Consider the following 12529-nt stretch of genomic DNA (forward strand, 5'->3'; position numbering starts at 1 on the left):
TTCCTCTCCCCCGCGTCCGGGTGCTAGAGCCCCAGCTCGGCCAGGACGCCCTTCAGCTCGATCTCGACCGTCGAATCGCCCTTCGCCGGGGCGGACTTGCCGCCGCCGGTCCCGGTGGCCGCCGCGGCGGACGACTCCGCGGGGTCCGTCTCCGCTTCCTTCGTCCGCGCGGCGTCCGCCTGCGCGGCCCCGGCCGCCGGCGGCTCGATCCGCAGCACCCGCTGCAGCTTGTCCCGTTCGGCGTGCACCACGCCGAACTCCGGTGCGGCGTGGTGCAGTGCCGCGTCGAACGCCGCCACGCCGACCGCGTTCTCCAGCGGCGTCAGCCCCAGCCGGCGGCGCACGAAGCCTTCCGTGGCGTCGTCGACGCGCATGCCGCCGTCGCGCCAGAACGGCCAGACCAGCGCGATGCTCGCGCCGGACCGCCCGCCCGCGGCGCGCAGTTCCTCGCGGCGGCGGCTGAAGGCGTTCAGGAAGCGGCTGGCGAAGGCGTAGTCGACCTGGCCCGGGTTGCCCGCGAGCGCGGCCAGCGAGGAGAAGACCATGAAGAAGTCCAGGTCGTCGCCCGCGGTCGCCGCGTCGAAGTGGACGGCGCCGTCGACCTTGCCCGCGAGGACCAGGTCGATCTCGTCGGCGTTCTTGTTGGGCAGCAGCCCGTCGCGCAGCACGCCGGCGGAGTGGACGATGCCGTGCACGCTGCCCCAGCGGTCGCGGGCGGCGGCCAGGATCCATTCGACGTCGCCGCGGTCGGCGACGTCGGCGCGCTCGTAGCGGACGTCGGCGCCGAGGGCGCGGATCCGCTCCAGCGCCTCCCGGCGTTCCGCGGTGAGCGCGGAACGGCCGACGAGGAGCAGGTTCACCCGCGCCTGGCGGGCGAGGTGTTCGGCGAAGAGCAGGCCGAGGCCGCCTCCGCCGCCGGTGATCACGTACGTGCCGCCCGGCCGGACCGCGACGCCGGCCGGCGCCTCGGCGCGTACCGCGGGCAGCTCGCGGAGCCTGCGCACCCGGCGGCCGTCCACGTCGTGGCGGACCTCGGCGTCGGCGCGGGCGTCCGCGGCGAGTTCGGCCTCGCAGGCGCGCAGCAGGGCGTCCGCGTGCTCCTCGCCGGCGGCGGTGCGCACGGTCACGGCCTGCTGGACGAGCCGCGGGTTCTCGTGGTCGACGCTGCGGGCGAAGCCGCCGAACGCCTCCGCGAGGGGATCGGGTCCGCCCTCGGCGTGGGCGTGCACGCGCAGCAGCCTCACGGGTGCGCGCAGTCCCTGCCGCAGGAGCGCCTGGCTGAGGTGGAAGACCGAGGTGAGCGCGGTGCGCGGGTCGCTCCAGGCGTGCAGCACGGTCACGGGCGGGGCGTCGAGGCCGGCGAGGAGCGCGGCGTGGTCCTGTCCGGACTCAACCCGTACGGTACGGCCGTCGCCGGCCACCTCGTACGCCTCGCCGGGCCGGACGCCGACGACGGGTGCGCCGCCGGTGTGCCGGGCGCGTACGCGCTCGGTGAGGGCGCCGTCGTCGTCGAAGACCAGCACGGGGCCGGTGAGCCAGGAGGCGGGGCCCTCCGGGGCGGCGGCCGGCTCCCAGCCCGCGGTGTAGTGCACGACCTGGAGGTCGTCGGCGGGCGCGGGCTCCGGCGTCTGCGCGGCGGGCGCGGGGGCGGCCGGGGCGGGGGCGTCGTCGAGGCTCAACTCGTCCAGCAGGTACGTGGCGAGGTCGTCGATGCTCGGGTAGTCGAAGACCACCCCGGCGTACAGGACGAGGCCCAGCGCCTCTTCGAGCAGGTTGCCGAGGCGTACGGCCATCACCGAGTCCATGCCCAGCTCGAAGAAGCCGCGCTGCCGGTCCGGCGGGCTGCCGGGCGGGAACTCCAGCAGCTCGCCGAGCGTGCGCTGCATCCGCGTGGCCAGCGCGGTGTGGCGTTCGCTCGCGGGGGCGGCGGCCAGCGACGCGAGCAGGTCCGTCGCGGTGTCCGCCTCCCGCGCCGCGGGAGCCGCCGCGGAGGCCGTCGCCTCCGGGGAGGTCCGCGGCGCGGGGACGGGGGTCGGCACGGCCGGTGCGGTCGGCCGTGCCGGGTTCGTGGCGCTCGGCTCCAGCCAGTAGCGCTCCTGGGAGAAGGGGTACGTCGGCAGCGAGACCCGGCGGCCACCGGTGGGCCGGGCCGCCCAGTCCGCGTCGCCGCCCGCGGCCCACAGCGCGGCGGCCCGCTCCGGCGCGGCGTCGGCGGGCACCGCGGGGGCGGCGCCGGAGCGGCCGGGGCGGCGGCCGATGCTGACCTGCCCGTCCGCGTCGCCGCCGGCGGCCAGGTGCGCGAAGCGCTCCGCGGCCTCGGGGAGGGTGCGGGCCGCGAACGCGGCGCGGTGCTCCATCGCCTCCCTGCCGTGCTGCAGGGTGTACGCGACGTCGGCGGCGCGCGGCGCCTCCGGGTCGTCGGCGCCGGGCTCGGCGGGCAGCTCCCGCAGGAACGCCGCCATGCGGGCCGCGTACGCGCGCAGGTTCTCCGGCGTACGGGCCGACAGCGGGAACACCAGCGGCCGGCCGGCGCCGGCGGCCGGGGCGGGGCGGGCCGGGGCCTCCTCCAGGATCAGGTGGACGTTGACGCCGCCCGCGCCGAAGGAGCTGACCCCGGCGCGGCGCGGACCGGCCGCGCCGCCGGAGCCGGGCAGTGCGGGCCGCTCCCAGGGTGCGGACGCGCGCTGCACGGCGAACGGCGTGCTGTCGAGGTCGAGGTTCGGGTTGAGTTCGGGGGTGTGCAGCAGCGAGGGCACGAGCGTGCCGTGGCGCAGTTGCAGGACGACCTTGGTGACCTGGGCGATGCCGGCGGCCGCCTCGGCGTGGCCCATGGTGGCCTTCACCGAGCCGATGGCGCACGCCGGCCGCCCGTCGCGGCGGTGCGGGGCGGCGGCGTCCGCGTACGCCTCGGTGAGGCCGCGGACCTCGATGGGGTCGCCGAGGCTGGTGCCGGTGCCGTGCGCCTCGACGTAGCCGATGGAGCCGGCGTCGACACCGGCGTCGGCGAGTGCGGCGCGGACCAGCTCGGCCTGTGCGACGGGGTTGGGGACGCCGTAACCGTAGGTGCGGCCGTCGCTGTTGACCGCCGAGCCCTTGACGACGGCGTGGATCCGGTCCCCGTCGGCCAGCGCCCGGTCCAGCGGCTTGAGGAGCACCGCGCCGACCGCCTCGGCCGGTACGTAGCCGGTGCCGCCCTCGGCGAAGGCGCGGCACCGGCCGTCCTCGGCGAGGAACCCGGCCTCGGCGAGCATCACGTACTTGCTCGGGTGCAGCGACAGGTTCACCCCGCCGGCCAGCGCCATGGCGCACTCGCCGCGGCGGATGGCGGCGACGGCCAGGTGGATGGCGTAGAGGGAGGAGGAGCAGGCGGTGTCCAGGGTCAGGCTGGGGCCGCCGAGGTTGAGCAGGTGGGAGATGCGGTTGGCGACGGAGAAGGTCTGCGAGCCGACGATGCGCCAGACGCCCTCGTCGAGGTCGCCGCCCGCGAACATCTGGTAGTTGTTGTACGTCACCCCGGCGAAGACGCCCACCGAGCCGCGCTCGTCGCCGAGTTCGGGGTCCGCCAGCGATGCGGGGGTGTAGCCGGCGTCCTCCAGCGTCTCCCACGCGGTGGTGAGGAAGAGCCGCTCCTGCGGGTCGAGCAGCCGGGCGTCGCGCGGCGAGATGTGGAAGAACTGCGGGTCGAAGGCGTCCACGTCATCCAGGAAGCCGCCCCAGCGGGGCCACTGGTCGCCGAACTTCTCGCGCGCCAGCTCCGCGTAGCGGCGGTAGCCGGGGCGGTCGAGGGGTATCTCGTCCACGCAGTCGTCGCCGGCCAGCAGCCGGTCCCAGAAGTCGGCCAGCGTGGGGGCCTTGGGGTAGCGGCCGCTGATGCCGACGATGGCGATGTCCGCGGTGCCGGCACCCGCAGGGGCGGGCGGGACGGCGGCAGACGGGACGACTGCGGGCAGGACGGCGGCCGCCGGTACGGGCGCCGTCACCGCGGGCAGGGTGCGTACCCGGCCGGTCATGTGACGGGCGAGCGCGTCGAGGTTCTTGTACGTGAAGAGCGTGGCGCTGTCGACCGGCCCGTAGTGCTCCTCCAGCCGCCGGCGCAGCTTCTCCACCAGTAGCGAGCTGAGGCCCAGGTCGTCGAAGCCGGCCCGCGGGTCGATCTCCTCCGGCCGCCACTTCAGCTCCTCGGCGAACAGCCGCACCAGGTCCGCCAGTACGTCGTCCTGCGTGGCGCCCGCACCGCTGGGCAGCGCGGCCGGCGCCGCCGCGGCGGCGAGGGCAGCGGGCACCGGCGCGGCGGCGAGGGACGGCTGCGCCAGGCCGGGGGCGAGCAGGACGTGCGGGACGAGGTCCTGCGGGCGGATGCGGCGGCGCTCGAAGGGGTACGTCGGCAGGGGCGTGCGGCGTACGGGCCTGCCGCCGCGCAGCAGCGCCCAGTCGAAGTCCGCGCCGGCCGCCCAGAGCCGGGCCAGGGCCGCGGTCTTGCCGGCGGTGGCGAGCGCGTCGAGGTAGGTGTTGCCCTCGGGGCCGGCGAGCAGCGCGCGCGAGAGGTCCGCGGCGCCGGCGGCCTGCCCGCTCCACCAGGTGTCGCCCTGGTCCTCGCCGCGCAGGAACTGCACGAGCGCGTCGTACAGTTCGTCGACGTCCTCGGCGACGACCGCAAGCCGCGCCTCCATCGGCTCCCGGCCGAGCTGGAGGGTGTCGGCGAGCGCGGTGAGCGCGAAGTCGGCGCCGCCCTCGGCGGGCGCGTGCAGGTCGAGGTGGCGGACCAGTTGGCGGGCGTAGCCGCGCAGCGCCTCGGGCGTACGGGCGGAGAGCGGGATCAGCAGCGGGGCGCTCGGCGCCTCGTCGGCGGCGGGCTCGCGCTCGTACTCCTCCAGTACGACGTGCGCGTTGCTGCCGCCGAAGCCGAAGGAGCTGACGCCGCAGCGGCGCGGGACGGCGGGGCCGTCCGGCGCGGCCTGCCGGGACCAGTCGCCGGCTCGGTCGCCGATACGGAAGGGGCTGCCGTCCAGGCGGATGTACGGGTTGAGCTTCTCGAAGTGGCGCAGCGCTGGCAGCTTCCCGTACCGCAGCGCCTGCACCATCGTGACCAGCCCCGCCAGCCCGGCCGCGGCCTCCAGGTGCCCGATGGCGGTCTTGACCGAGCCGATCGTGCAGTGCGGCTCGGCGGGGGCGTCGTGGCCCCAGGCGGCGTAGAGGCGGGCGAACGCCTGCTTCAGCCCTTCGATCTCGATGGGGTCGCCGAGGCTGGTGCCGGTGCCGTGGGTCTCCACGTGGGTCGCGGTCGCCGGGTCGAGGCCGGCGGCGCGCCAGGCGTCGACGATGACGTCGGCCTGCGCCTCGGGGCTCGGTGCGGTCAGCGACGCGGCGCGGCCGGAGTGCCCGACGGCGCTGCCGCGGATCACGGCGTGGATGTGGTCGCCGTCGGCCTCGGCGGCGGCCAGCGGTTTGAGCACGACGGCGACGACTCCCTCGCCGCGCACGTAGCCGTCGGCGGACTGGTCGAAGGTCTTGCAGCGGCCGTCCGGGGCGAGCATCCCGGCCAGCCCGAAGCACTCGAACGGGGTGGGGCTGAGCATGAGGTTCACGCCGCCGGCGATGGCGAGCCCGCACTCGCCGGCGCGCAGGCTGCGGACCGCGCGATGGACGGCGACGAGCGAGGACGAGCACGCGGTGTCGATCGCCTCGCTCGGGCCGCGCAGGTCGAGCTGGTACGAGACCCGGTTGGGCAGCACGGCGTGCGCGAGCCCGGTGGCGGTGTGCGCCTGGGGGCCGGCGGTGCTGTGGCCCAGCACCTCCGCGTAGTCCATCGAGGAGAGCCCGACGAACAGGCCGGTGCGGCTGCCCGCGAGGGCGTCGGGGCGGCGGCCGGAGTCCTCGACGGCCTTCCACACGGTCTGCAGGAAGAGGCGCTGGTGCGGGTCCATCAGCTCGGCCTCGTGCGGCGAGATGCCGAAGAACGAGCAGTCGAAGGAGTCGACCTCGTCGAGGAAGGCGCCGTGCGCGCGGCGGGCGCGCTCCGGGCCCGCCCAGTCGCGCCAGCGGTCCTCGGGCACCGGGGAGACGAGTTCGTCGCCGGCCAGGAGGCGCCGCCAGAAGCCCTCCAGGTCCGCCGAGCCCGGCAGTACGGCGCTCAGGCCGACCACCGCGACGGGGTACGGGTCCGGCAGCGGGGCGTCGTCCTGCGCGCGCCCGGCGCCGCCGGCGACGGTGCGGGGGGTGTCGTCGCCGGCGTCGGGGTAGCGGGCGGAGACGAGGTCGTGGTGCTCGGTGAGCAGGTGGCGCGCGAACGCCTCCAGGGTGAAGTGCTCGAAGAACACCGAGGGGGTGAGGTCGACGCCGAGGTCGCGGCGGAGCAGGTCGGCGAACTCGATGAGCCGGATCGAGTCGAAGCCCAGCTCGCTCAGCTCCGTCTCGCTGCGGACGACGGCGGGCTCGACCTTCAGCACCTGGGCGACGGTGGTGCGCAGGTCCTTCAGGAGTGCCTGGTGCAGCTGGACGGCGGGGGTGCCCTCGGGGCGGGTGCGGTCGCGTTCGGGGCGGCGCAGGCGCAGTTCGCCGTCGTCGGCCGCTGCCGGAGTCCGCCCGGCGGCCGCTTCCTGCGCGGCCCGCGCCTCCTGTGCCTCCGCCGCTTCCTGTGCGCGGCGCTCCTCGTCGCGCCGGGTGGCCTTGATCAGCCCGCGCATGGCCCGGCCGGGCCCGACGGGTTTGATGTCCGCCACGCCCTGCGCGATGAGGTAGCGGACGGTGTCGGTCCAGCGCACGGGGTGGTCGAGCTGGCGTACCAGCGCGGCGGCGACGTCGTCCTCGTACGGCAGGGCGGTCACGTTGGAGATGACGGGCACGGCGGGCGGCGCGAGCGTGCAGCCGCCGAGGAACTCGGCGAACTCGTCCTGGATCGCCGACATGTACGGGGAGTGGAACGCGCCGCTGACGCGGAGCACGGTGAACAGGCCGGCGCCGGCCTCCTCGAAGACGGCGCGCGCGCCCGCCACGTCCTCGCGCGGGCCGGCGACCACCGTCTGCGTGGGGTTGTTGTAGTTGGCGATCGACAGGTTCTCCAGGCCGGGCCGGCCCAGGAGTTCGGCGACCTGGTCCGCCGTCAGCCCGACGACCGCGGCCATCCCGCCGTCGGCCACCCGGGACATCAGCTCGCCGCGCTTGGCGACCAGGCGCAGCCCGGTGGCGAAGTCGAAGGCGCCGGCGGCGTGCAGCGCGTTGTACTCGCCCAGGCTGTGCCCGGCGAGGTAGTCGGGCTCGGCGCCCCCGTCGGCGCGGTGGGCCAGGTGGCTCAGCGCGTTGACGACGAAGAGCGCGGGCTGCGTGTACTCGGTGTTCTGCAGCCGTCCGTCGACGTCGTCGCGGCACAGCTCCTCGATCGAGTAGCCGAGAATCTCGTCCGCGCGGGCGGTCTCCTCCGGGAACCTGCCGAAGAGCTGCGCACCCATACCTTTGTGCTGCGAACCCTGGCCTGGGAATGCGAGCGCAAACATGTCGAGTCGTTCCTTCAGTATGCGTCGGTGAAATCCCGGTAAGGGACCGCGGGGACTTTTCCGCTACGTGTCGGGAACACGCAGCACTATTCTGGCGAGTCCATCGTGGCCGAACCGACTAAGGAGGCTCTAGCGGCCCGCTAAAGCCCCGACCTGGAATTACCCGACTTGACGGCGCTGTTGCCCGCCGCGCATCATGACCCTACCTCAGCCGGCCCATTTTATGCCGCGACCGCGGCAGTCAATTCGGGGGTATGGAATGACAATTGCCGTTTCGACCGAGGAAATCCACGGCGACCGCGCGGGATTTCAGCCCGAGACGGACCCGGCACCGGTCGCGATGACGCCGGCCGCCACGATAGGCGCCGCACTGCTCGACCTGGCGGACAGCGACCCCGACCGCCCGCTCGCGTACGTCGAGGGCTCCGGCGACCCCGTGCGGCTGACGGCGGCGGAGCTGGCGGAGCGCGCGGGCGCCGCCGCGACGACCCTCGCGGAGCACGGCGTACGGCGCGGTGACCGCGTCGGTGTCTGCATGGACACCAGCGCCGACGCGTACGCCACGCTGCACGGCTGCTTCCTGCTGGGCGCCATTCCGTTCGTCAGCGAGCCGCCGCTGGCGACGATGCGCCGGCAGCGCTGGGCCGACCGGCTGCGGCTGCTGATCAGCCGCGCGGAGCCGCGCGCCGTGGTCGTCGCGCCGGAGTTCCTCGACGCGGTGACGGAGCCGTGCAAGGAGGCGGGCGTCGCGATCGTCGAGCCGCCGTTCGAGGGCGGCCTCGACCTCGCCACCGCGCAGGCCAAGCCCGACGACATCGCACTGCTGCAGTTCACCTCGGGCACCACGGGCGACAGCCGGGGCGTGACCCTGACGCACGAGTCGATCTTCGCGAACGCCACGGCCATCGGCGAGCGCGCGTACCGCGCCGGCGACCTGATCGTGAGCTGGCTGCCGATGCACCACGACATGGGCCTGATCGGGCTGAACCTCGCGCCGCTGCTGCACGGACTGCCGGTGGCCAGCATGCCCCCGCTGTCCTTCGCGGTACGGCCCGAGCGGTGGCTGTGGGCGATGCACCGCTACCGCGGGACGTTCACCTCGGCCCCCAACTTCGCCTACCGCATGTGCGCCTCGAACATCCCCGACGCCAAGCTGGCCGGCCTCGACCTGAGCGCCTGGCGGGTCGCCGGCAACGGCGCGGAGGTCGTGCAGGCGAACACCCTGCGCCTGTTCGCCGAGCGCATGGCCGCGTACGGCTACCGCGAGCGTTCGATGATGCCCTGCTACGGCATGGCGGAGATCACCCTGGCCGCGACGATGTGCGAGCCCGGCGAGCCGCTGACCACGCTCACCGTCAGCCGGGACCGGCTGGCCGCGGACGGCGAGGTCGTGGAGGCCGAGGCCGGCGCCGCCGACGCGCAGGAACTGGTGTCCTCCGGCACTGCGCTGACGGGCATGGACCTGCGCGTCGTGGACGACGAGGGCGCCGACCTGCCGGACCGCAGGCAGGGCACCATCCTGCTGCGCACCGACTCGATGATGTCCGGCTACTACCGCCAGCCCGAGGAGACCGCGAAGGTCCTGGCCGACGACGGCTGGCTGAACACCGGCGACCAGGGCTTCACCGACGCCGGGCAGACCTACGTCACCGGCCGCATCAAGGACGTCGTCATCATCGCCGGGTCCAACTACCACCCGTACGCCTTCGAGTCGGCCGCCGCCTCGGTGGAGGGCCTGCGGGCGAACTCCATCGCCGCGGTCGGCTGCCCCGACGAGGAGCGCAGCACGGAGGCGCTGGTGCTGGTGGTCGAGTCGAAGAGCCACGCGGACGCCGACGCCGTCGCCCAGATCCGCGAGGGCGTCATCCAGGCCGTCTCCGCCGAGACCGGGCTGCGTCCCGACCGGGTGGAGGTGGTGCCGCGGGGCACGCTGCCGAAGACCCCGAGCGGCAAGCTCCAGCGGCGCCACGTGGTGGACGCGCTCGTCGATGGCACGCTGCCGACGAGCCACTGACGACGGCTCCGGCCCCGCGGCGGTGAAGCCCGCCGCGGGGTCACCCGCCAGGCCGGCCGGGCGGCGGGGAGCCGCCCAGCCGGCCGAGCAGCATGTCGTCCGCGTACGGGCCGTAGAGCCCGACGACGGTGTCCAGCTCCATCCCGGCCAGCGGTTCGATGGGCACCACGTAGCGGCCGGTGACCAACCCGACGAGCAGCGAGGCGACCAGTGCTGCGCGCAGCTCGGGGTCGGGGGCCGGGATGCGCCGCGCCAGCGGCAGCAGCAGTTCGCCGCCGGCGACCTCGCGGAAGAGCTGCGACGCCTCGGGGTGCTCCATCGCGGAGCGGAAGACCACGAGCAGCGAGGGGCGGGTGGCGGCGTCCTCCCAGCGGGTGAGGAAGCCGCGCAGCAGCCGGCTGCCGGGCCCGCCGGGGCAGGTGCCGTCCGCGGCGGGGTCGTCGGCGCTGTCGGTGTCGGCGACCTCGTCGAGCAGCCGGGGCAGCTCGGGCAGCAGCTCCTCGGCGCGCATCGTCTCGCGGATCACCGTGGAGAAGACGTTCTCCTTGCTGCCGTAGTGGTACATCACCAGCGCCGGGTCCACCCCGGCGCGTTCGGCGATGGCCCGCACGGTGGTGCCGCGGTAGCCGTGGCGGGCGAACAGCTCGACCGCCGCGAGCCGTATCAGCTCGCGGCGGTCCTGCCCGGCGTCCGGCGGCTGCTCCGCCGGCCGGTCGCCGGGCACGTCGTGCCGTGCCATCAGGCCGCCCGGGCCGCGGCGGGGCCCACGGCGGAGGCGGGCACGATGACCATCAGCGGCTGGAAGGGCCTGATCCGCTCGCTCACCAGCGTGACGAGCCAGGCGCCGGCCGCCCACAGCAGCAGCGTGAGCAGCGGTCCGCCGACCGCGTTGCCGTCGAAGTACAGCACCCGGCGCAACAGCGAGACCGCGCTGCCCGTGGGCAGGTACTCCGAGACGACGCCGTAGAAGGCGGGCTGGAAGTGCGGGTCGACGACGCCGCCGGAGGAGGCGAGGCCGAGCGGGAGGACGAGCAGCGCGCCGACGGCGATGCCGAGTGCGCCCAGGAGCGCCTGGCAGGCGGCGACGATGCCGACGACGGTCAGCGACAGCAGGGTGGCGATGCCCAGCAGTTCGAGGAAGTGGCCGTCGAGGGTGCCGGTGACGGGTCCGGCGAAGAGGGCTCCGGCCGCGCCGGCGACGACGGCGTAGCAGAAGCAGGACAGCCATCGCCTGGCGGCGCCCACGTGGGCGGCGGCCAGGCTGAGGACGAGCTGGAAGATCAGCGCGCCGATGGTGAGGGCGACGCACAGCAGCACGGCGCTGACGCCGCGGGTGTCGCTCTCCGGCAGCGGGGCGACGTCGTCCACCTGCTGCGGGGTGCCGAGTTGCTCGGTCAGCTGCTCGTACGCCGTCGTGGCCGCGGTCGTCGGGGCGTCGCCGGCGGCGCTCGCGATGAGCAGGCCGGGCGGCTGCTTCGGCGACGGCCCGATGACGATGGCGCCGAGCACGTCCTGCTCGCGCAGGGCGGTGCGGGCCTCGGCCTCGTCCGCGTACCGCTTGACCTCGAACGCGTCGGGGGCGGCGGCGGTGAGCTGCGCCTCGACCTGCTGGACGGCCGGGCCGGGGCCGGCCAGGCCGAGGGGCATGTCGGTCGGGGCGGGGCTGCGCAGTCCGGGGATCATCAGCCCGGCGAAGGCGAGGACGAGGAAGAGCCCGAGGACGGCCGGGACGACGAGCACGCCGTAGGTGCCGGAGCGGCCGGCTTCCGGGGGCGGTCCGGTCGGTGCCGGGGCCGGCGCCGCGGCGTGGGGGGACCCTGCGGCCGGTGTGGTCACGATCTGCTCCCTGTCACTCGCAAACAGAACACTTCTGTTCAACGGATGTTGAGGATCCAGAATGACGCGGCTGCGGTCCCGTCCGCAACTCCCCCGGGTAGCCCGGGCATTGCCGCTGTGAAAGCGCCGGTCAGCGGTCTTTTGGCGGGAATTTAGGTGGTGGCAGCAATCTGTCGGCACGCCTCTGGTGCGCAACTTCCGTACGGGAGGCACCATCAGGCCCTTGACACCACCCTTTCCGCCGTCGCCGAATGATCGAATGTCCCTGATGCACGGAAGACTGCTGGCCGTCAGCGACCTGCACGTCGCCTACGAAGAGAACCGCGACATCACCGCCGGGCTGCGCCCGACCGCGGCCGATGACTGGCTGATCGTCGCCGGTGACGTCGGCGAGCGCGTCTCGGACATCGAATGGACCCTCGGGCTGCTCGCCGAGCGGTTCGCCAAGGTCGTCTGGGCACCGGGCAACCACGAACTGTGGACGCACCCCGACGACCCGGTGAAGCTGCGCGGTGAGGAGCGCTACCGGCACCTGGTCGAACTCTGCCGCGGACTGGGGGTCGTGACCCCCGAGGACCCGTATCCCGTCTGGCGCGGCGAGGGCGGCCCCGTGACCGTCGCGCCCCTTTTCGTGCTCTACGACTACTCCTTCCGCATGCCGGGCGTGGCGACCAAGGAGGAGTCGCTGCGCCTGGCCCACGAGGCCGGAGTCGTCTGCACCGACGAGTACTTCCTGCACCCCGACCCGCATCCCTCGCGCGATGCCTGGTGCCGGGAGCGGGTGGCCCTGACCGAGCGGCGGCTCGCGGACGTCGACCCCGCTCACCCCACGGTGCTGGTCAACCACTGGCCGCTGGTGCGGCAGCCGACCGACATCCTGCGCTATCCGGAGTTCGCGCAGTGGTGCGGTACGACGCTGACCGCCGACTGGCACCGCCGCTTCCGCGCGGCCGCCGTCGTCTACGGCCACCTGCACATCCCCCGGGTCACCTGGTACGACGGCGTCAAGTTCAGCGAGGTGTCGCTCGGCTACCCACGCGAGTGGAAGCGCCGCCCGCCGCGCGACCTGCTGCGCCCGGTCCTGCCGCCGGCGCCGGCGAGCGCCGCGGCGCGGGCCGCGCGGCCACCAGCGCCCGCGGCGGCCGAACCGGCCCGGCTGCTCCAGCAGTTACTGCCCGACGCGGTGACC

At 74.7% G+C, this 12529-nt stretch carries 4 protein-coding genes and 1 pseudogene; 2 read left to right on the forward strand and 3 right to left on the reverse strand.

Annotation, left to right across the window (positions count from 1 at the left end; all coding sequences use genetic code 11):
- Nucleotides 1-23: 23 nt before the first annotated feature.
- Nucleotides 24-7490, reverse strand: coding sequence for an ACP S-malonyltransferase (gene fabD, locus LG396_RS36730; protein WP_308190156.1), 7467 nt, complete (start codon nt 7488-7490; stop codon nt 24-26).
- Between the two features lie 259 nt (nt 7491-7749).
- On the opposite strand from fabD, the gene LG396_RS36735 reads away from it, so the two are divergent.
- Nucleotides 7750-9504, forward strand: a complete 1755-nt coding sequence (locus tag LG396_RS36735) for a fatty acyl-AMP ligase (protein WP_225798028.1) — start codon at nt 7750-7752, stop codon at nt 9502-9504.
- Between the two features lie 40 nt (nt 9505-9544).
- On the opposite strand, the gene LG396_RS36740 is transcribed toward LG396_RS36735, so the two are convergent.
- Both LG396_RS36740 and LG396_RS36745 read right to left on the reverse strand, forming a co-directional pair.
- A complete protein-coding gene (locus LG396_RS36740; protein WP_130455215.1) occupies nt 9545-10243 on the reverse strand; it encodes a TetR/AcrR family transcriptional regulator in 699 nt (232 codons plus the stop codon).
- The gene (locus tag LG396_RS36745; RefSeq protein ID WP_225798029.1) at nt 10243-11340 is read right to left on the reverse strand and encodes an ABC-2 transporter permease; all 1098 of its coding nucleotides are present in this window, start codon (nt 11338-11340) and stop codon (nt 10243-10245) included. Before LG396_RS36745 ends, LG396_RS36740 begins: the two co-directional genes overlap by 1 nt.
- Before the next feature lie 259 nt (nt 11341-11599).
- On the opposite strand from LG396_RS36745, the pseudogene LG396_RS36750 reads away from it, so the two are divergent.
- Nucleotides 11600-12472, forward strand: a pseudogene (locus tag LG396_RS36750) (metallophosphoesterase family protein); the annotation flags it as partial.
- Nucleotides 12473-12529 lie beyond the last annotated feature (57 nt).

The sequence above is a fragment of the Streptomyces aculeolatus genome (genome assembly GCF_020400605.1).
GTDB classification, from domain to species: domain Bacteria; phylum Actinomycetota; class Actinomycetes; order Streptomycetales; family Streptomycetaceae; genus Streptomyces; species Streptomyces aculeolatus.